Raw genomic sequence first — 20,356 nt, forward strand, 5'->3', positions numbered from 1 at the left:
CAAATTATGGGCATAAAAAGTTTTCAAGGTGCACGAAAGGTGACACAGCAGCAAAATACAACGCAAGCGAACTTTAAAGTGTGTGATTTTATGTCTACTGATTTAATTACGTTTAAAGCTAATCAATCGGTGGAAGATGTTATCGATATATTAATTAGATACCGTATTTCTCGGAGGTCCAGTTGTTAACGACAAAAATGAATTGATAGGTATTATTTCTGAAGGGGATTGTATCAAACAAATTAGTGATAGTCGGTACTACAACATGCCATTAGATGATAATACGATTAAAAAGCATATGGTTACTAATGTTGAAACGATTGATGGTAATCTTAATGTGTTTGATGCGGCTAAGCAGTTTTTAGAATCTAAACGCAGACGTTTTCCTATTGTTAAAGACGGGAAATTGATTGGTCAAATCAGTCAAAAAGACATCCTTATAGCAGCCATGCAGTTAAAGCAGCAACACTGGAAATAATAGGCTGTTTTTATTGTCTCGGAGTTTTTGCTAATTGACACAAACAATGGTTTCAATGCTAAATAATCGTAAAGCAAATAATATTACTGCTGCTGTATAAACCCTTACTAGTTAATCAAGGATTAGTAAATGAGGTGTAGTTTGGTCTTATTCTATTAAGATGCGCGCTTTACCAATGCAAAAAAGTCACCTTCCAAAGGCAAGTAGCCTTGATCGTATACAAAATAATAGATGGTGCCCGCTTTGGTAGTATAGATACTTGTAAAATAGTTGAAGTCGAACCCTTGTGCCAACAATTTTGTTTTGGTCGTTTTTGTTTTTTGATCGGGATTCAGGCGTTCTAAAATACGCCAGTTTTTACGCAATCGGTTATTAATATTGCGGATGAGATTTTTACCGTCTTTATTAATTTTATTATTATGGGCATTTCTGCAGCCATCGCTACAGAATTTTTTATCTATTCGGCCAACAATTTTTTCACCACATTCGGGCATGTTTTATCCATATATTAGAATTTTAATAGCGTTTCCAATGAAATGCAAGGGGTTTCCTTTATAAAAATAAATACGCTTAGACGCGTGATAGCTCATTGTTATTCCTGAGTTTTGGCCAAAGGGCATTCTTGTTTGATATAGTTAAAGGTAACTTCTTCGCTTTTGCCGTTTTCTTCAATAACTACATAGATGTTTAGCTCGTTATCATTTATTTTTTCAAAAGTAAACTGATCAAAATACGCACGATTCCCTTCAATTTTTATCAATTTAGCATCTATGGTTTCGTCTTTTTGTTCCCAACCTCTAAAGTCTTTTCCAAAATGTTTTAGTTGAAAGATGAGTGTGTTGTTTATTTCTCTTATGCCACCGACCTCGTAAAACACAACGTCTTCATCTTTTACTAATTTAAAAGAAAACAGCATGGATTTTCCGGAGGGTGGCCCCCATATTTCTTCAGTGACTCCTCCAAAAGCCTCACCTTTCCAGTGACCAGCAATCCAAGACACCTCACTTAATGTGGCTTGTGGACTGGTTGCATTTTCTCGGAAATTTTAGTGTATTGGTTTGTGCTTTACTGTTAAAGAAAAAGAGAAGCGTTAAAAAGATTAGTACTCGTTCCATTACGTTACATTGAAGTTGTGAACCTAATATACTAAACTTTTAAAGAATTTTGTAATGGTAAAAGTAATTTAATTGAAGGTGATAGGTGGATGCTAAACAAAAAAAATCTAACTAACAAGATAAAGTGTTTCTCCCAAGACAAGTCATCGTTTGTTAGTTAGATATGTTAAGCTATTAAATAGATCATAACTATTGACTAACAAGATAAAGTGTTTCTCCCAAGACAAGTTATCTTATGTTAGTTTGATATTTTAAGCTTTTAAATAGATCATAACTTTTCAGATACAATCTGTAATATTTATGATTTTAATTAAGCGCAATTTACAGTATTGTATTGGAAGTGGAGTAAGGTTTGTCCTTAGGATGTGTAAGGGGAAACCCTTACAGTTTGTAAGGCAATCAGTTTGTCTTATACAAAACCTTTTTCAATAGCCATTTGGACTAGAATTTTGTCTTCTTCTTTAACGATGCCAAAGAGTTCTTTTAACTGACGCTTTCTGCGTTCAATACCGCCAATAGACATAGGAATTTTATTGGGCATGTCTACCATCTTGGTGCCTTTAGATAATTCAAAAAGTATTTGTCGGTCTATTTTATCTAAATTAAAGTTATTAGCAAACTGTTTACGTAACAATTGTAAAACCGTTTTACTATAATACGGTGGTTTATCTAATACCGTCTCAATAGCATTGACTAATTCATTTGGCGTGATGTCATTTTTAATTATAAAGCCATCTGGATTGATACTTTTTAGAATGTTGTTTAATCTATAATTATCATTATAGGTCGTGGCTACAATAATTTTAGATGTTGGAGAAACACGTCTTATTTCTAAACCCAAATCTTCACCGGACAGAAAGCGGTTGTCCTTAGATTTGGGGAGTTTTATATCTAAAAAAATGAGGTTGAAAGGTGTTTTTTTTGATAGTTCAAGGAGTGCTTTATCAATGGTATTTGCTTCAGAAATTGAAAATTGAAAAGTGTCATCCTCCTGGGTTATTTTCGTCAGAGCACTTTTGTAGGCATCAGCAATTATTGGGTGATCATCTATTATAAGAATATTAATGGCTTTCATGTGTTTTCGTCTTAAAAGGTATTAATATAGTTAATTTTGTTCCTTTAGCACGACTGGATTCAATAGAATATTTGCCGTTAAGCACTTCTACCCTTGAGGCAATATTAGACAGCCCAATGCCTTTATTGACTTTTTTACTTTTAAATCCAACCCCGTCATCTTGAATGGTACAATTAATAATACCGTTGTCAAAATTAATATAAATATGTACAGCATTAGCATGAGCATGTTTTGTAATATTTAAAAGAGATTCCTGGACAATGCGGTAAAAATTAATTTTAATCGTATCTGTGGTTTCATTTAAATAATTAGTAGCATTATTCTCTAGAATAAAGGTAAAGTTACTAATGTCACTTTGTGTTTTAATTAAGGTCTTTAGGAGTTCGGAATATTCTTGTTTTTTTAATAAAACTTCATTTTTAAGGTCATGTGAAATGGTTCTAATTTCTTTTTCAATGTCTTGCAACTCATCAATATAAGAAAGGTGTTTCTTTTTCATTTCGGCGTCCCCTTGAATATTGAGAAATCCTAAACCCATGCGCGTACCAAATATTTTACCTAAAACACCATCGTGAAGCTCTTCAGAAATCCGGTTGCGCTCCTTTATTCTGCCCTCTTCTAATTTTGTTTGTTGGTTGAGCATGAGTTTGTAAATGTCTTCATTAGCCTGTTGTTGCTGGGCTTCAAGTATTAATTGTTTGTTTTTTGCACGTTGGAGCTTGAGAAAATACAGGAGCGATAGAATGGCGATAAACGCAAAAGCTGAAATTATGAGTATAGTGTTTTTAAGTGTTAGGCGTTTTGTTTTTTCTATATATTCATCTGTTTCAAAACGAATACGGGCAAAGGTGTTTTTTATTTGGCGCTCATTGGTTTCCAAATCATTGTTTAGTGCCAAGTATTTATTAAAGTGTAGGTTGGTATTGTTTTTGTCAATTTTTGAGAGAATCAGTAAAGAGGATAAAATGTCTCGAGTATTTTTAATACGGGTCGCTAGAGTATTGGCCTGTTTAGCGTAATCTATGGCGGTTGTTGTATCTTTTAAAGCAACATAATAATTTGCTAAATGCAGCTTGTTTACTATTATTCCGGAGTTATCTTCAATAGCTGTTCTTATCTTTAAGGCTTTTATAAGGTTGGATTTCACATTAGCGGTGTCCTTATTTATTAATTTAGTATGACCTAAATTATCTAAAACCATAGCATATAGTTTTTTGTTTTTGTAAAAAAGGCTGTCTGTCTGTAAAGCCAGTTCTAAAGCAGCGATAGCTTCGCTATAGCGTTCTTGTTTTTGATACGTTAACGCTAAATCATTTAAGGTGCCGCGACCTAAAGGTCTTTTTCTGATCGACTTTTTTTAAGTACTCTAAAGAAATGTTGTGAAAATTTATGGAGTTATCATAATCTTCTATATCCATATAAATGGAGCCTAACAAGTTATAACATCGGTATAGAGAGGTGTTTTTTTGTAAAGGTTTTAACTTTGTAATGGCCTGGAAGAGTTTTTCTTCACTTTCTCTATAATCGTTAAATCTACTTTGTATGAAGGCCATGTTATATAACATTTTACCTGTGTGGTAATGGTCATTTACAGATTCATACGCTTTAAAGGATTTATAATAATAATAGTATGCCGAGTCGTAGATTTCATTTTCTGCATAATAATGTGCATAATTCCAGTCGGTTTCTGCAATACCAGAGGTGTCTCTTAAACGCACGGAAGATTGGAGGGCTTTTTTGTTAGCCGTTTTAAAAAGCAAAGAGTCTCCTGATTTGAGGTGGTCATAAGCTGATTTCAATAAAGCAGTATTGCTATTTTGTAATTTAGGACCTTTATCATTACAACTGAAACAAATCAATAACATTATAGCGATTAATAGGATATAGGTAACAGACGATTGTATTTTAAAGTTCAAACAGATATGTGTTAAATTGGCCATAATAAACAAAAAAAGCCTTAAATATAAATTTAAGGCTTTTTTAAATATAAATGGGTTTTATTAATCACCACCTCTGTCATTATCTGGTTCTGCAGAGCTTTCGCCTCCAGTGGCATAAATAGCTTCTGTCGTGTTAGCGGATTCATCTGCGTTGATGTCTTCTACTGAACAAGAGAATATAAATGATGTAAAAAAAGTTAATGCTAATAATTTTGTTGCAATCTTCATAAGTGTTAGTTTTAGATTATACATGTGGTCACCACCTAAAAAAGGGTGTAACCTTAAGGGAAATTGAGATTTTTGGTCTCAACTAAATAAATGTAGAAGCTTCTTACACCGCTAAATTAAGAGGTTGTCGTGGGGTACAGCACTATTTTATGCATGCTTTAGTGAAAGACCATGGTCTATTAGTGTATGACCTAATCTAGATAGGGAAAGTTAATTTGAGCTTGAAATAAATAAATCGGATAAGGAGTTTTTAATAAAATCTATATTATCAATATAGGTTTTAGTAAACGGAATTTTGTGAGGCGTTTGGTCTACCGTACATTTTGATTTACTATAATTTATTCTACAAACGTAATTTTGGTTGACTATATAACTTTTATGAATTCTAAAAAAATTTTTTGGCATCACCTCCTCAAATGTTTTTAGGGTTTTGTAAGCACTTATAACGGTGCCATCATTGATATAGAAATCGGTGGTGTTATTATCGGCTTTAAGAAAAACAATTTCATCGGTATTTAAGTATCTATAATCTTGATAGGATTTTAAACACAGGGTTCTGTTAAGCGTATTGGAACGTTTTTTTTTAAATTTTAAAGCGAGTTTTCTAAGGTCTAATTCTGCTAAAGGCAATGTGAGATAATCCAAAAAATCATGCTTTAAGGCTTCGTAAGCTTTTTCTTTAGTTGCTGATACAGCAACAAAGTCCCGCAGAATCTCGGCATAAGTTTTAAGCTCATTTACAAAATGAAAGGCATTATCTAATACGTTATCAACATTTAAAAAAACCAAATCGGCTTTCTTTTTAAAATAGTATTCATCGCATCATTGTAGCATGAGGAATGGCCAATAGCGTTAAATACTGGAAAATCTTCTAATACGTTATTTATACTACTAAATAATTTATTAGAATTATCAATGATATAATAACTGTTCAAAATTGTTTTTTTTAATGTCATAAAGTTAGGATTAATAATGAGATAGTGTTTACGAGAGTCCCTTACAATAGCTAAGGTGTTTCCCTTTTTTTAAGGGGCTATTCGTTTGTAAACGCTTACAAACGAATACAATCGACATTAAATGCGTGTTTACCGATTAGTATTTGGAACCCTTCACATCTTTGCCATGTCGAAACATAAGAACTCGATGTCATTAACTGTTTAACCTGTCTGCCAACAAAGGCGGCATTAAAATTTGAAAATTATGAACACGCTTAAAAACAAAGTACAGTTGATTGGTAACCTAGGGCAAGATCCGGAAATTATCAATTTAGAATCAGGAAAAATGTTAGCTAAATTTTCCATTGCTACAAATGACAGCTACAAAACTGCTAGCGGAGAAAAAGTAACAGGTACCCAGTGGCACAGAATCGTAGCTTTTGGCAAAACAGCAGAAATTATAGAAAAGTATGTCGTCAAAGGCAAAGAGATTGCTATAGAAGGCAAGTTAAACACGCGCTCATGGGAAGATAAAGATGGGATGAAGCGATATACAACAGAAGTAGTTTGTAGTGAACTATTGTTGTTAGGTAGTAAATAAATGCTATTCCATAAATAAAAATTAAAAAGGCTCACAAAAGTGAGCCTTTTCTGCTATTAATCAATTTGTTAATATACATTCTCAGGGAAGAATTTAATATTAACTGATTAAAGAGGCGCAATCAGCGCATCTCGTTGACAAAGATAAACGCTAGGGGCCTTTTAAAAGAGATACGTGTAATAGCTGTAGGGCTTTTGGAAATAGATGGGAAACGGTAGTACGTTCAATATATTTAAAATATATTTTTTATCTAGCTGATTATCCTACAAATGGGCTTGAAATATAATGAAATTATTAAAAGTGTCATTCTTTATATTTTTAGTGTATAATTTTCATTGGATGATTTAAAATAAGGGTATTTGTGAAGCAATTCTATGCGCCTATGAACAATGTTTGTTAAGTGCGGGAAATCATAATTTGACTTGTATTCTCAAACCATAATCAAAATTTAAGTTTCATTATGGTTTCTGTTGGCTATTCTCTATTGGAAAGGCATCAATTATATCTATTTACTTAAAATAATGCCTAATAAAAAAGGCTCACCTAAGTGAGCCTTTTTCCGCTATTAATCAAATATCTCGGTACATTAAGGGGTTCCAAAATAAGAAATTATTTTTGTTAGTTTTTTTGAAATACTAAAGTATCTGTTCCGCCATTACCTCCACTAATATCAATAAGGCTTATAACGGTATCTGTATGGCTAACAATATCCCAATCATCATTTAAATCTTCAAATACATTAGTCTCTGGTACAGGAAATGAGATATTAAAGTCTATGTCATTGCTATTACTACTATCATCTGTACTATTGCTATCGTTGGTTACAGACCAGGTTCCACTAATACTATTAGTACCATTGCTAGCGTCTAAAGTGCCGTTAGTATTAAAAGTGAAATTGTAGTTATTAAAATCTGTAGTTTCATCTTGTCCGGAATCCACATAACTAGTTATTCTCCAAGTGCCGATTGAGCAGTCGTTATTACTTGCTGAATTTCCGCGCTATTGTCATTAGGGCTTCCATCATCGTCATCAGATGAACACGATGAAGACATTAATGAAAAGTTAAGCAGCATGAGTATCCCGTAAAAAAGTCTATTTTTCATAATTTTAAGTATTTGTTATTAATTTAGGTTTTATAATTTTTGAAGCGTTAAGACATCTGTGCCACCGCCGCCACTAATATCCTGAACAATGACTTGCGTAGTTGTTGCAGATACAACGCCCCAATCATCATTAAACTCATCAAACGGGATTGAAGTTCCAAAATTTAATAGCAGTTCGTTTCCAGCGTTTTGTACCGCCCAGGTCCCATTAATAGTTGTGCTATTGGCTGCAACCACTGTTCCGTTACTATCAAAATTTAATTGGTAACCATTATAATCTGTAGTTTCGTCAACACCATCATCTGTATATGAGCTAACTATCCATAAGCCATCTGACAGTGTGCTGGTAAGGGTGCCGCCACCGCTAGAATTGCAATCGCTCTCAAAACGTAATCGGTCATCACCAAGCCTTAAGTCGAACTTCACTTCTCCAATTTCCTCGTCTATTTCGTGTAGGTTCCGGATGTCATTAAAATCGATTAATCCGGTGACATTAACAGTTACTGCTATTGCATTTCCTGTTCCCGAGGCAGACCAGGTGCCTGTAAAATTTGTACCAGACGACGTAACAGTTATAGAACCATCTGTTAAGAAATTAAATAAGTAACCGTTATAAATATCTTCAAGATCATTGTCATCCCGTTCTAATTTATCAACGGTCCAATTTGAGCAATCAGTTAAAATAGCTGTCAGTTGAGAATCAGTACAATTGTTACAATCGTCGTCATCATAATCATAGTCATCATCTTCATCACAGTCATCTTCAAAGGTGTCAATCGTATTTTCTAATTCATTTAAATTATTTACTGTAAGTGTGGTGCCATCAGATAAAATAACTGTTATTGGGAATTGTATAGTAACAACGTCCTCTTCGTCTATATCATCTATAAAATTATAAAGCTCATTGTCGTTATTAATAGTTATAGTTTCTATTAATTCATTATTAGCGTTATAAATTGAAGCCGTAATTGGATACTGAAAATCTAAACATTCTATGTCATCATCCTCTTCGTTTTCATCATTACAATCATCTGAGAAATCATCAAATTCTGAACTATTATTAATCACAACTTCAGTAAAATCGGCCAAAATTATTGTGATTGGAAATTGTATTACAATAGTATCATCATCATCATCTAGCTCGTCAAAAATAGCTTCTATCGTATCAAAATTGGATGTTGAGTCAACAGTAATTTCCAAGCCATTTACAAAAACCGTTACTGGCAATTGCACGTTAAAACAGTTAGAATTATCTATAATATTGTCATTAGAACCATCATTGGTCGCAGTACGTTGCATAAGTGTTGCAACAGTTGAATTAGCCACTAAGGTTTGCTCTTGTGGTGGATTAATAACTTCTATTTCTTCTGTTCTGCAAGCATTGAAGGATACAAATGAAAAAAGAATTAATGTGGTTAAAATTTTTCGAGTAGATTTCATGATTTTATTTTTTTGTTATTTATTTCCTCTATAGTAATAGAACAACTTGTTATTAATAATTCCTGAAAAAAAATATTTTTTATAAGAATAATAAATAGTCTAATCGTTCTAACACACTTTTTAATTGTATGGATGCTATTTTTTGATTAGGTTGTTCCTTTAAACTTTTCGTCAAATGAATTAATTTTATTCGGCACTGATCAATCTCATATTCTTTTAGATTAAAAACCAATTGATTTAATTCGTCTTTATTATAATCAGTTAAATTCATATAAACGGTTGCTTTTACTAATACAACAATTTACTTTTTAAAATCCCTGAAAAATTTATTGATTTTTTTACATAACTTTAGACAACTAAATATTTGATTTTGCAAAAAGACCTTAATGATGATATATGCGAAGAATTAGTTTTTAAGCGTATTTATGATAAATATTCTAAAACCTTACACGATTTTTTATATTACAAATATGGTGAGCAATATAATCCTAATGATAAAGCGCAAGATGCTTTTATTAAACTCGGGATAATTGTAAAAAGGTAACGTTAAGCAAAGCAAAATCTTTTTTGTTTACTGTGGCAAATAATATGATGCTTAATGAGATTAAACATCAAAAAGTAGTTTTAAAACATCAAAAAATAAATCGTAAGGAATATACCAACGAAACGCCTGAGTTTATCTTAGAGAAGGAACAATTTTTAGAGCGTTATAATAAAGTACTTGCCAATTTAAAAGAAGAGCAACGCGTTGCTTTTTTATTAAATAAAGTTGAAGGGAAAAAACACAGCGAAATTGCAGATTTATTAGGGGTCACTACAAAAGTTGTCGAGTATAGAATTTATACAGCATTTAATATTCTAAAAAAAGAGCTTGAAGGATTTAAAATAAAATAATCAGGAGTTTAAAAGCTAAAGTTGTTATATAATAAAGTAAAGTTACTATGGATAAAGAATTACTTCGGAAAAATGGTTGAATAATGACTTGACTGAAGCTGAAGAAAAAGTATTCAGGCAACTGGATGATTACGCATTAAATCAAGAGATTTTAGACACAGCAAAACGATTTAAAGCATCACAGTTTTCTAATATTGATGACTTTGAAACGTTTAAGGCACAATATAATACACAAAATACAACCGTTAAAAAGTTGAACTGGATAACACCGCTATTAAGAATAGCAAGTGTCGTTGTTATCGCATTTGGTATTTATTTTTCTTTCTTTTTTAATAATAATGTATATGTGCAAACTTTAGCTAGCCAAAAAACCACTATTGAATTGCCAGATCAATCTCAGGTTGTTTTAAATGCGATGTCTTCAATTGATTACAGCGAAAAAAACTGGAAAGACAGTAGAGCTTTAAAATTAGATGGAGAAGCCTATTTTAAAGTAGCAAAAGGAAAAACCTTCGATGTAATCACTTCTCAAGGAAAAGTAACAGTAGTTGGTACAGCGTTTAATGTTAAACAACGTGACAATTATTTTGAGGTTCAATGTTTTGAAGGTGTTGTTAAAGTAACTTCAGACACGATTACAAGACAATTAATAGCAGGAGATACTTACAGCATGTTTGAAGGTAAATTTACAAGTGATAAAATAAATGCAGTGGTGCCCGAATGGACTAATAACAATAGTATTTTTAATGCTATGCCAATAAAAGAAGTTGTTGCAGAACTAGAAAGGCAATACAACATTCAAGTACGCTTTAAAGACGTGAATACAAAGCGATTATTTACAGGAGGATTTACCCATAACAATTTAAATAATGCCCTTATTTCTATAACACAACCAATGAATATGACCTATGAATTAAAATCATCTAATCAAGTCATAATTAATGGGCAAAAACGGTAGAATACTAATTTTTATTGGCGTATTTTTTTTAAGCTCTGTTATAGTATTTAGTCAGAACAGAGAAAAAGAAGAATCACTTTTAAAGGTTATTAAAACACTTCAAAAACAACACAATGTTCAATTTAACTATGCAGAAGATGTTGTAAAAGACATCTTCCTGATGCCACCATCAAACCAAAACACACTCGCACAAAGCTTAGCCTATTTAGAAGCACAAACACCATTACATTTTACACTAATCGATACCGGTTTTGTATTGGTAAAACCAAAAAAAGGTATAGTGCTCTGCGGTTATATTAGAGATAAAGAAAACCTAATGCCACTATCTTTAGTCACAATACAGAATGGTAAAAGTTCTACAGTTACTGACGAAAACGGTTTTTTTCAATTAACCATATCTAATGAATTTGAAGATATAACAATCCGTCATTTGGGTTATAAAATGCTTGCCAGGACATACAACCAATTTATGAAAAATGATTGTGGTTCCATTTATTTACGTGCAACATCTCAATTTTTGTCAGAGGTTATTATTTCAAATTTCATTACAAAAGGGATAAATAAGATTAGTAATGGTTCTTTCGAAATTGACTTTTCTAAATTTGACATATTACCGGGTTTGATTGATAATGATGTGCTACAATCTGTGCAATCCTTTCCCGGTATTATAAGTGTAGACGAAACGGTGTCTAATATTAACATTAGAGGCGGGAGTCACGACCGAAATTTAATACTTTGGGACAATATTAAAATGTATCAATCCGGACATTTTTTTGGATTAATCTCAATGTACAATCCGGAAATAACACAGAAAGTATCACTACTAAAAAACGGAAGTAATGTTGCTTACACAGATGGTGTTTCAGGAACCATTAACATGCAAACCGAGCAGAATATTAACACAAAATTTAAAGGAAATATTGGTGTAAACTTAATAGATGCGAATGCATTTGTAGATGCTCCCATTGGAAACAAATCATCTTTACAACTAGCGGCAAGAAAATCTATAAGTAATTTTGTTCAAACTCCAACCTATACTAAGTATTTTGATAGAATTTCACAAGATACCGAAGTGGAAACGAATATGAGAAGCATTACAAATTCAGACAAAGCTTTTGATTTCTATGACACCTCTCTAAGGTGGCTTTATAAAATTACCGACAATGATGAATTACGTGTTAATTTCATAACAGTATCAAATCAGTTGGTATTTGATGAAAATGCGACTATAAATGCCGTTGAAAGTTCGCGCGAAAGTCGTTTGACTCAAAACAGTATTGCTGGAGGTTTATATTATAATCGCAGGTGGAGTGATAAATTGCAAACGACCTTTCAAGTTTATGAGACAGATTACAAGCTTAAAGCAATCAATGCTAATTTATTAGATTCTCAGCGTTTTTTACAAGAAAACAAGGTGTCTGAAACGAGTATTAAATTACAAACAGATTACTTATTAAAAGAGGGATTGCATCTTTTAAGCGGGTACCATTTTGTAGAAACCGGAGTCACTAATCTGGACGATGTAGACACTCCAATTATTAGACTATTGGTCTCTGAAGTGTTAAGAACACATGCTCTTTTTTCTCAAATAGGCTATAAATCACGAAATAATAATACGAGCTTCAATTTGGGACTGAGATTTAATTATATCGATAAGTTTAAAAAACAGATTTATGAACCGAGATTGAGCTTTAGTCAGAAATTTTTAGAACACTTTACTTTCGATGTTTTAGGAGAGTTCAAACATCAGAATACGTCTCAGATTATTAATTTTCAAAATGATTTTTTAGGAATAGAAAAGCGAAGATGGCAACTCTCTAACAATACCAGTATTCCAATTATTAGAAGTAAACAAATGTCAACAGGTATTAGTTTTAGTAGAAAGGGATGGTTATTAAGTGCAGAAGGCTACTATAAAAATGTTGAAGGGATTACTACTCAAAGTCAAGGATTTCAAAATCAATATGAATTTGTCAAAGCTAACGGAAGTTACCAGGTTACTGGATTAGATGTGCTATTAAGAAAAAACATCTCTAATTTTAATACATGGTTAAGCTACTCCTATATGGATAATAACTATAGATTCCCGAGTTTGGAAGAAAACTCATTTCCCAGTAATTATAACATTGCACATGCCATAACTTTTGGAGCAAACTATATTTCAAATAAATTAAAAATATCAACAGGATTAAATTGGCATACAGGAAAATCAATAACAAAACCTACCGAAGATAACCAAATTGTTGATGGTGAAGTAAATTTTGACACAACAAATAAGGCAAACCTTAAAGACTATTTGCGGGCAGATATTTCTGCTGTTTATGACTTTAAGTATAATAATAAAGTAAAAATTAATGCTGGTGTCTCTATTTGGAATGTCCTTGATAAAGAAAATGAGATCAATACATTTTACCGTATAAATGGCAGTACTGTAAATGAAAATAGTCAACAATCTTTGGATATAACACCAAATGCTGTTATACGTGTTCATTTTTAATTAATAAACTTTAGATGAAATAAAAAAGGCTCACCTAAGTGAGCCTTTTTCCGCTATTAATCAATTTATCAGTAAAAATTCTTATGGAAGAATTTTATACTAACTAAACCAAAAATGAGTAACCAGCTCATTTCTAAAACAAAGATAGGAGGGATTTATGAGGTAAAGAGGTTGCGTGTAATAGGTGGAGGTTTTGGTGTAATAGATGGAGCACTACAACGTTGTATGTTATAACAGGCATAAAAAAAGAGGCCTATTGAGGCCTCTTTGTGGATTTACAATCTTTAGAATACTATAGATTAAGGGTTTCTTTACTATTCTGCAACCGTTTAACTAATCAACTAAAAAATGAAAACTATCTTAGCGAGGATAAAGGTAACTGGTTACTTCGATTATTAAAAGAGGGCTGTTACAAGTGGTAGTTTATTGAAATAAACGGAAGTCATCGCGTAATTATCGATTATAAAAGACTGTTAATGAGTGTGTTATTTAATTTTTAGAAAGCGATGTAATCGATCCTGTCTGCGTTTAGCAATAGGTAGTTGTTCTGAGTTTTCCATAACACAGTAGTTGCCACCTGCTTTATTAATACTCGTCACTTTGGTGAGGTTAATAAGATAGCTGTTGTGGATTCTAAAGAATGTGTTACCGTCCAGCATTGTTTCGTATTCCCCGAGATTTTTAGTGGCTACAATTTGCTTATTATTAACAAGATTAAAAATAGAGTAACGCCCTTCAGATTTTATATAAATGATATCGTCCACTTTAACAAAATCTATTTTCTCTGTAGAAGGGATCGCAATTAAATTAATGGGTAATTTGTTATTGGTAACTGTTTTGTAAAGGTTTTGAATTTGTTGCGTCTCAGTGAATTTATTATTAGCAACAGCATCGCACGCTTTATTTACAGCGACTATAAGTTGATCGATTTCTATTGGTTTGAGAAGATAATCAACGGCATTGTATTTAAAAGCCTTTATGGCGAATTCATCAAAAGCGGTGACAAAAATAACCTTAGTCTCCGTAAAGGTGACTTCTTCAAGCAAGTCGAACCCCGTGCCCTCATCTAGCATTATGTCTAAAAAAAGCAATTGTGGTTGTAGTTTATTTATAAGTGCAACACCCTCGTCTTTAGTAATGGCTTTGCCAACTACTTTTAACTGAGGGCAATATTGATTAATAAAATGAACTAATAAGTCTAAATTGTTTGTTTCGTCGTCTATTACGATGGCGGTTACCTGATTCATTGCGTTAAGTTTATGGGAGACTTACTGGATAATACTAAGGTACGAAAAATTATTCTGATTTTTCAGCGCCAATATTTTCTTTTAAAGGGATACACATGACCACCTTTGTGCCTTGTGCATTTTGACTTTCATCATGTAAATCTATTATTGCCCAAGTAATCTTTTCACTATGAATGCTATTGCTTATACTAATACGCTCTTTCATAATGTGTGTTGCCCATGATTTATGATTGCCTCTAGACTTTTCGCTCATTTCCATTGCGAGTCTTCTTCCAATCCCATTATCTATAACCTCTGCTAATAAACTGCTTTTGTGCTTTTTAAAGTTAATTGTAAGGTTTAAATCTTCTTTTTTAGGCGATAAGCCATGAATGATAGCGTTTTCTATTATAGGTTGAAATAACATACATGGAATGCTTTTATTATCAATATCCAAATCGGGATCAATATTAAATTGAATATTAATTTTATTGTCTAGCCTCAAATTCTCGAGTTCTAAATAAGATTTTAAGTATAAAATTTCTTTTTGCAACAACACATACTCATTATTACTCATGTCTAAAGTAAGACGCAGTAGTCTTGAAAAGGCAGTAAAATATTTGTTTGCGGCGCGTTCTCCTTTTAAAATCATCACGCTTTGCATGCCATTTAACGTGTTAAAAATAAAATGAGGATTCATTTGTGCACGCATGGCTTTAGATTCTAAAGCTTGAATTTTCCCTTTAAGTTCAAACTCTCTTTTTAATCGCCTTCTTCGTCTGTGGTTTCTAACGGAAATAAAACCGAAAATCAGAAGGATATTCAATCCAACAAACCATAATTCTTTATAAAATATTTGTTTAATATGAATGCTGTATTCTAATGTATTCGTTGGGTTTCCGTTAGAAGAAAACCCCTGAACTTCCGGATTGTATTTTCCCGGTTTCATGCCTCGTAGATCCAACTTAGAATAATTCCCTAAGTTAATCCAGTCTTCAGAAAGTTCTTTAATACGATATTGATACACATTGTTTTCAGCGTTAAACAGATCGTTAATACTAAAATTCAATGTCAGGTAATTTTGTTCATACGGTATCGTGAACGCTTTTATCGTCTCGGCCTTCGTCTAATAAAGTTTTAACTGAAACGTTTTTTTCCAAGGCCTCATTATAGAGTTGATAATCTGTTAATACAATCTTGTAACTTTTGCTTTTAGTAGCAATGTCGCTAGGGTTAAAGCTGGTAACCCCATTTAATCCACCAAAATAAAATAAATTGTCACTGGATTTAAAGTAGGACTTTGCATTGAATTCATTATGCGTTAAGCCATCAATCTCATAGTAGGTTTGCACCGCCTGCGTTTTTTTATCTACTTTCACTAAGCCATCAAACGTGCTCACCCAAATATTATCCTTACCTTCTAAAATACCAGCAATGTTTCCGTTAGAAAACCCATTTAACGAATTAAAAGGTGTGGTTAAAAGCGTTTTGGGGTTGACATATTGTAAACCATTAGTAGTTCCAATCCATATATTATTAGTATAATCTTCGTAAATAATCTTCACATCATTATCTATTAAGGGAATCAATTTCGACGATGTGTTGAAGACTGTTGTTTGTTTTGCTTTTAAATCTTGCTTAATAAGGGCGTTTTTACCTGAGGTTCCAATCCACAACGTATGTTTGTCTTTTGACAGGGTGATGCATTTAATGGGTTGATTGTTTAAATCCACTTCGGCATTCAACTTGCTTTCATTTGTGAACCGTTTGGTATTCAAGTTAAACGCATACAAGCCTACAGAGGTGGCTAGCATGAGAATATCATCACCTATCAGTTGTGCATCTACAATAGATACCTTTGGCAATGGAAAAGAATGGGTTTCAAAAGTACCATCCACAATATTGAAAGCGATTAAAGAATCATGAAAACCATAGAACCAAAATACGTTGTCATTCGGTTGAAGAAATTATAAGAGTTGTTTTTTATATAGTCATACGTTTTTAAGTCCTTGATTAGATTGACATCAATGGGTTCAAAATTTTTTGACCCTTTGTTTTTTGTAAAAAGCCCTTGATAAGTAAACACGTAAATGGCGCCTTCTGAATTTTCTGTAAAGCCTCTACAGCTAATGTTTTTGTAATCAATGTGCTTTTTAAACCCAATATCGTTATACCTAATTTTTTTTAATCCATCTTCAGTATGTAACCGTAGTGGCCTTCTGGATCATAAACCACATTCGTAATGGTGTGTTTAAAAGGAATTGCATCTTTCAATTTTAATTCATAGCCATTACTGGTTTTTGTCATTTTAAAACCTAACAGCTGTTTATTATCAATGGCAATAAAGTTGAGCGCATAATAAAAGTTTTCACTCACTTTTTCTCGGAATGTACTGGCTTTTATTAAAAGGGATATTTAAAACTTGTCTGTTTATCTCTTTCAGGTACGTGTAATTATAAGTTTTACCGTTGTAGCTATAGAAACCCGATGAGTTGGAATTAAATATAGAACCGTTAGGGACTAAAATGCTTGATGCATTTTCTTTACTATTTAAAACTGTTGCTTGTTCATTTTTAAATTGAAACCATTGGTTGCTTTGATGAATAACAATGGAGTTGTCTTCTGGTATGGTCAAGAGTTCCATATTCCCTTTTTGATCTCTATTAGCGTCGGTTGCAGGGAATTTACTAGCTTCTAGTTTATAGTGAAGCATATTGCCATTTGGAGTCAAACGGTAAATGAAATTTTTATCGGTACCCAACCAAATGTTTCCTAAGGCATCTTCAACAATATCTGTAAAAACGACATTAAGGGTTGTTCCGGGGTAGTTTAATTCTATCCATTTTGATTTTCCCGTTTTCAAATCTAAACAATTAAGGCCCTTCCCTGTGGACGCCCAAAGTTGGTCTTTACTAGATTTATAAAGTTTTGATGTCGTTAAGACCTGATGGTGTTTTTCTTTATCAAAGGCATATTCAAAAAAGAACGATCTACCATTGCCCATTTCTTTAACAACCCCATCTTTCGTGGAATACCATAGAAAGCCGTCGTCATCTAGGTATAGTTTTTTCTGAAGGTAAACACTAAAATTATTATTATTGACCTTAATGGTACTAATGTCGTAGTCTTGACTATAACCCAATAACAGTTGAAAGATGAAAAACGAAAAAAGAGCGCTCTTAATCACAGATGGAGAGACTTTATTTAATGTTGGGTTAAGCAATGGTTTGTTGGTTGGTTTTGATATTAAATATATAAAGAATAATATTAAAGCCTAAAGACCATGTAATAATTGGTCGGCAGCACTAATAAGTGGTTTTTCTTTTAGGGAAAAGTATAAAATAGCCTGTTGATAACTAGCCTGTTGGTAATTAGCAATGTACGATCTCATTTAGTGTTAAGCGAAAGTTAATGCTATTTTTATTTTTTTAAAATTAAATACACTGGAAAATGGTCGCTGTAACCTCCTTTATAGCGTTTGCCTACATAGGTTCTATAGGGGCTTCCTTTATATTTGCCGTCAAATTCCTTTAAAAAATCGGCGTCAAAAATATTGGTGTCTACATAACGTAATGTGTTCTTTTTGCGTTCAAAAAAATTAGGAGTTACTAAAAACTGGTCGAACAAATTCCATTGCTGATTGTGACTCGTGGTTCCTCTGTCTTGTGATAGCAAAGTACTCATAGGGTTATATAAACCATGACTTTGTTCCAAAGCGTTAATACTGTTGCTAGACGGATCATCATTAAAGTCTCCCATAACAATTATTTTAGCGTCTTGGTCTTTTGCTTTTAATTCTGAAATAATTTCGGTGACCCTTTCAGAGGCTCTCATGCGTTTATGTTCCGTTTCTACATCACCCGTTCGTCTCGATGGCCAATGGTTTACTATACAATGGAGTTCTAAACCTTCAAATAAGCCACTCACTAATAAGATGTCTCTCGGTTAAATCGACAACACCAAAGTCATCAATCAATTCCAAGGCATAGGATTTGGAATAAGCGACTTTAAAAACGGTGGTATCATACAGTAACGCGACATCTATACCACGTTCGTCTCGGTGAATTATAATGTACAAAATCATAATTTAAACCCTCAAGATGTTTAGAGGTGATTAAATCTTTTAGGACCGCTTCATTTTCTACTTCGGCTAAGCCTACAATTACAGGGTGCTTTAGAGTGTCTTTTTTACCAATGTTCGCAATAACATAGCCTATTTTTCTAAGTTTATTTTGATAACGTTTAACCGTCCAGCGTTTCTCGGCTGTGGGTATAAAATCAGCATCGCGCGTTAATTCATCACTGTAAATATCGAAAAGGTTTTCAATATTATAGAATGCTATCGTGTGGCTAATGTCTTTTTTTTTAAAGAAGTTTAGTTTCAAATTTTCAATTTATTGAGTTAAAAATAGGAAATTTAATCTGCTTTCAATTGCGTAACTTTGTTCTTTAAACAATATTATGCTAGAAAAAAAAGATATAGATCTTGAGAAAGCGGTTTTAATAGGCGTAGTTACTAAAGATCAGGACGAAGAAAAATCTAAAGAATACTTAGACGAGTTAGAGTTTTTAACTTTTACAGCAGGAGGAGAGGTGAAGAAACGGTTCACTCAGAAAATGGAGATGCCAAACCCTAAAACTTATATAGGTACTGGTAAGATGGAGGATGTACGTAAATACATTGAAGAAAATGATATAGGTACAGCAATTTTTGATGATGAATTATCAGCGTCGCAAGAGCGAAATATTAGTAAAATATTAGAGTGTAAAGTTCTCGACCGAACCAATCTTATTTTAGACATTTTTGCACAACGCGCGCAAACCAGCTATGCCGGAACCCAAGTAGAATTAGCGCAATGTGAATATTTGTTGCCCCGCTTAAGAGGGATGTGGACACACTTGGAACGCCGTAAAGGGGGAATTGGTATGCGAGGACCTGGTGAAACCGAAATAGAAACCGATAGACGTATTGTGCGTGATCGTATTACTTTGCTTAAAAACAAAATTAAAACCATAGACAAGCAAATGTCTGTGCAGCGCGGTAATCGCGGTCAAATGGTGCGTGTCGCTTTAGTAGGTTATACCAATGTTGGTAAATCTACATTAATGAACACCATAAGCAAAAGCGAAGTATTTGCCGAAAACAAACTTTTTGCTACCTTAGATACCACGGTAAGAAAGGTCGTGATACAAAACCTCCCATTTTTATTAAGTGATACGGTAGGTTTTATACGTAAACTGCCAACGCAGCTAGTAGATAGTTTTAAAAGCACATTAGATGAGGTCCGTGAGGCCGATTTATTATTACATGTCGTAGATATTTCTCATCCCAATTTTGAAGAGCACATAGAGTCTGTGAATAAAATTTTAGGCGAAATTGGAAGTAGCGATAAACCCACTATTATGGTGTTTAATAAAATTGACGCCTACCAAGCGAAGCCTTTTGATGATACCGATTTAATTGCCGAACGTACGGAAGAGCATTATAGCTTGGCAGAATGGAAAAAGACTTGGATGAATAGAGTGGGTGCAGACAATGCGCTTTTTATTTCAGCATTAAATAACAAGAACCTAGAAGATTTTAAAAAGCGGATCTATGATGAGGTTCGTGATATTCACGTCACCCGTTTTCCTTACAATAATTTTTTATATCCCGATTATAATTATGAGGCTATGGGAGAAGAAGAATAAACGCATTTAAGTAATAGCCTAACTGACTTCCTTTTGAAACTTCCTCAAGTTGGGGGTTACACGTTTTTCTAGCCTAGAATGCAAAAAGCACTTATAATGCGATTGCTATGTATTTAAATCCTAATAATCTTGTGTATTTCTCGTTATGGCTATCATGATTAAGCAAAAGCTCACA

The 20,356-nt window shown here is 33.0% G+C and carries 24 protein-coding genes and 2 pseudogenes; 7 read left to right on the forward strand and 19 right to left on the reverse strand.

Annotation, left to right across the window (positions count from 1 at the left end; all coding sequences use genetic code 11):
* Nucleotides 1-6: 6 nt before the first annotated feature.
* A pseudogene (locus N7U66_RS13770) lies at nucleotides 7-478 on the forward strand (CBS domain-containing protein).
* A gap of 155 nt (nucleotides 479-633) precedes the next feature.
* Here the strand turns inward: N7U66_RS13770 and N7U66_RS13775 are convergent.
* The 7 genes from N7U66_RS13775 to N7U66_RS13805 all read right to left on the reverse strand — a co-directional run bounded on the left by N7U66_RS13775 (nucleotide 634) and on the right by N7U66_RS13805 (nucleotide 5,625).
* Complete coding sequence (locus tag N7U66_RS13775) at nucleotides 634-972, reverse strand: hypothetical protein (RefSeq protein WP_267675810.1); 339 nt, start codon at nucleotides 970-972, stop codon at nucleotides 634-636.
* Nucleotides 973-1,070: 98 nt separating this feature from the next.
* On the reverse strand, nucleotides 1,071-1,478 hold the full coding sequence (locus N7U66_RS13780) for a DUF6265 family protein (RefSeq protein WP_267675811.1): 408 nt from the start codon (nucleotides 1,476-1,478) through the stop codon (nucleotides 1,071-1,073).
* A 524-nt stretch (nucleotides 1,479-2,002) separates the two neighbouring features.
* Nucleotides 2,003-2,668 (reverse strand): response regulator, encoded by a 666-nt coding sequence (locus tag N7U66_RS13785; RefSeq protein ID WP_267675812.1) that lies wholly within the window; start codon nucleotides 2,666-2,668, stop codon nucleotides 2,003-2,005.
* Nucleotides 2,655-3,869: a sensor histidine kinase gene (locus N7U66_RS13790; protein WP_267675813.1), complete on the reverse strand. Its 1,215-nt coding sequence runs from the start codon at nucleotides 3,867-3,869 to the stop codon at nucleotides 2,655-2,657. The genes N7U66_RS13785 and N7U66_RS13790 overlap by 14 nt, the downstream gene beginning before the upstream one ends.
* 109 nt (nucleotides 3,870-3,978) lie before the next feature.
* Nucleotides 3,979-4,608 (reverse strand): hypothetical protein, encoded by a 630-nt coding sequence (locus tag N7U66_RS13795; protein ID WP_267675814.1) that lies wholly within the window; start codon nucleotides 4,606-4,608, stop codon nucleotides 3,979-3,981.
* A gap of 60 nt (nucleotides 4,609-4,668) precedes the next feature.
* The gene (locus tag N7U66_RS13800) at nucleotides 4,669-4,836 is read right to left on the reverse strand and encodes a hypothetical protein (protein WP_267675815.1); all 168 of its coding nucleotides are present in this window, start codon (nucleotides 4,834-4,836) and stop codon (nucleotides 4,669-4,671) included.
* 210 nt (nucleotides 4,837-5,046) lie between these two features.
* Entirely contained in the window at nucleotides 5,047-5,625 is a 579-nt protein-coding gene (locus tag N7U66_RS13805) for a LytR/AlgR family response regulator transcription factor (RefSeq protein ID WP_267675816.1), read from the reverse strand.
* Nucleotides 5,626-6,036: 411 nt separating this feature from the next.
* On the opposite strand from N7U66_RS13805, the gene N7U66_RS13810 reads away from it, so the two are divergent.
* Nucleotides 6,037-6,372 (forward strand): single-stranded DNA-binding protein, encoded by a 336-nt coding sequence (locus N7U66_RS13810; protein ID WP_267675817.1) that lies wholly within the window; start codon nucleotides 6,037-6,039, stop codon nucleotides 6,370-6,372.
* A gap of 618 nt (nucleotides 6,373-6,990) precedes the next feature.
* Here the strand turns inward: N7U66_RS13810 and N7U66_RS13815 are convergent.
* From N7U66_RS13815 to N7U66_RS13830, 4 genes are all read right to left on the reverse strand, one after another.
* Nucleotides 6,991-7,311, reverse strand: coding sequence for a hypothetical protein (locus N7U66_RS13815; RefSeq protein ID WP_267675818.1), 321 nt, complete (start codon nucleotides 7,309-7,311; stop codon nucleotides 6,991-6,993).
* Between the two features lie 8 nt (nucleotides 7,312-7,319).
* Nucleotides 7,320-7,475: a hypothetical protein gene (locus N7U66_RS13820; RefSeq protein WP_267675819.1), complete on the reverse strand. Its 156-nt coding sequence runs from the start codon at nucleotides 7,473-7,475 to the stop codon at nucleotides 7,320-7,322.
* Nucleotides 7,476-7,505: 30 nt separating this feature from the next.
* Nucleotides 7,506-8,915 carry a hypothetical protein gene (locus N7U66_RS13825; RefSeq protein ID WP_267675820.1) on the reverse strand — a complete coding sequence of 470 codons (1,410 nt, stop codon included), beginning with the start codon at nucleotides 8,913-8,915 and terminating at the stop codon, nucleotides 7,506-7,508.
* Nucleotides 8,916-8,994: 79 nt separating this feature from the next.
* Entirely contained in the window at nucleotides 8,995-9,186 is a 192-nt protein-coding gene (locus tag N7U66_RS13830) for a hypothetical protein (RefSeq protein WP_267675821.1), read from the reverse strand.
* Between the two features lie 99 nt (nucleotides 9,187-9,285).
* On the opposite strand from N7U66_RS13830, the pseudogene N7U66_RS13835 reads away from it, so the two are divergent.
* From N7U66_RS13835 to N7U66_RS13845, 3 genes and pseudogenes are all read left to right on the forward strand, one after another.
* A pseudogene (locus tag N7U66_RS13835) lies at nucleotides 9,286-9,809 on the forward strand (RNA polymerase sigma factor).
* Between the two features lie 76 nt (nucleotides 9,810-9,885).
* Nucleotides 9,886-10,767, forward strand: a complete 882-nt coding sequence (locus tag N7U66_RS13840) for a FecR family protein (RefSeq protein ID WP_267675822.1) — start codon at nucleotides 9,886-9,888, stop codon at nucleotides 10,765-10,767.
* Nucleotides 10,751-13,264, forward strand: coding sequence for a TonB-dependent receptor (locus tag N7U66_RS13845; RefSeq protein WP_267675823.1), 2,514 nt, complete (start codon nucleotides 10,751-10,753; stop codon nucleotides 13,262-13,264). Before N7U66_RS13840 ends, N7U66_RS13845 begins: the two co-directional genes overlap by 17 nt.
* A gap of 485 nt (nucleotides 13,265-13,749) precedes the next feature.
* Here the strand turns inward: N7U66_RS13845 and N7U66_RS13850 are convergent, their stop codons facing one another.
* The 5 genes from N7U66_RS13850 to N7U66_RS13870 form a co-directional block, all read right to left on the reverse strand.
* On the reverse strand, nucleotides 13,750-14,511 hold the full coding sequence (locus N7U66_RS13850; RefSeq protein ID WP_267675824.1) for a LytR/AlgR family response regulator transcription factor: 762 nt from the start codon (nucleotides 14,509-14,511) through the stop codon (nucleotides 13,750-13,752).
* Between the two features lie 49 nt (nucleotides 14,512-14,560).
* A complete protein-coding gene (locus tag N7U66_RS13855; protein ID WP_267675825.1) occupies nucleotides 14,561-15,559 on the reverse strand; it encodes a histidine kinase in 999 nt (332 codons plus the stop codon).
* A gap of 16 nt (nucleotides 15,560-15,575) precedes the next feature.
* Nucleotides 15,576-16,388 carry a two-component regulator propeller domain-containing protein gene (locus tag N7U66_RS13860; protein ID WP_267675826.1) on the reverse strand — a complete coding sequence of 271 codons (813 nt, stop codon included), beginning with the start codon at nucleotides 16,386-16,388 and terminating at the stop codon, nucleotides 15,576-15,578.
* A 286-nt stretch (nucleotides 16,389-16,674) separates the two neighbouring features.
* On the reverse strand, nucleotides 16,675-16,866 hold the full coding sequence (locus N7U66_RS13865; protein WP_267675827.1) for a hypothetical protein: 192 nt from the start codon (nucleotides 16,864-16,866) through the stop codon (nucleotides 16,675-16,677).
* Complete coding sequence (locus tag N7U66_RS13870) at nucleotides 16,859-17,632, reverse strand: two-component regulator propeller domain-containing protein (protein WP_267675828.1); 774 nt, start codon at nucleotides 17,630-17,632, stop codon at nucleotides 16,859-16,861. The genes N7U66_RS13865 and N7U66_RS13870 overlap by 8 nt, the downstream gene beginning before the upstream one ends.
* A 13-nt stretch (nucleotides 17,633-17,645) precedes the next feature.
* Between N7U66_RS13870 and N7U66_RS13875 the strand changes: the two genes are divergently transcribed.
* Complete coding sequence (locus tag N7U66_RS13875; protein ID WP_267675829.1) at nucleotides 17,646-17,768, forward strand: hypothetical protein; 123 nt, start codon at nucleotides 17,646-17,648, stop codon at nucleotides 17,766-17,768.
* 142 nt (nucleotides 17,769-17,910) lie between these two features.
* Here the strand turns inward: N7U66_RS13875 and N7U66_RS13880 are convergent, their stop codons facing one another.
* From N7U66_RS13880 to N7U66_RS13890, 3 genes are read right to left on the reverse strand one after another with little or no spacing between them, the layout of a single operon-like run.
* On the reverse strand, nucleotides 17,911-18,417 hold the full coding sequence (locus tag N7U66_RS13880; RefSeq protein WP_267675830.1) for an endonuclease/exonuclease/phosphatase family protein: 507 nt from the start codon (nucleotides 18,415-18,417) through the stop codon (nucleotides 17,911-17,913).
* Nucleotides 18,401-18,574 carry an endonuclease/exonuclease/phosphatase family protein gene (locus N7U66_RS13885; RefSeq protein ID WP_267675831.1) on the reverse strand — a complete coding sequence of 58 codons (174 nt, stop codon included), beginning with the start codon at nucleotides 18,572-18,574 and terminating at the stop codon, nucleotides 18,401-18,403. Before N7U66_RS13885 ends, N7U66_RS13880 begins: the two co-directional genes overlap by 17 nt.
* The gene (locus N7U66_RS13890) at nucleotides 18,513-18,875 is read right to left on the reverse strand and encodes an endonuclease/exonuclease/phosphatase family protein (RefSeq protein ID WP_267675832.1); all 363 of its coding nucleotides are present in this window, start codon (nucleotides 18,873-18,875) and stop codon (nucleotides 18,513-18,515) included. Before N7U66_RS13890 ends, N7U66_RS13885 begins: the two co-directional genes overlap by 62 nt.
* Before the next feature lie 76 nt (nucleotides 18,876-18,951).
* Here N7U66_RS13890 and hflX point away from each other — a divergent pair, with 76 nt between their 5' ends.
* Nucleotides 18,952-20,181, forward strand: coding sequence for a GTPase HflX (gene hflX, locus N7U66_RS13895; protein WP_267675833.1), 1,230 nt, complete (start codon nucleotides 18,952-18,954; stop codon nucleotides 20,179-20,181).
* Nucleotides 20,182-20,356 lie beyond the last annotated feature (175 nt).

Source organism: Lacinutrix neustonica, assembly GCF_026625145.1.
Classification (GTDB): domain Bacteria; phylum Bacteroidota; class Bacteroidia; order Flavobacteriales; family Flavobacteriaceae; genus Lacinutrix; species Lacinutrix neustonica.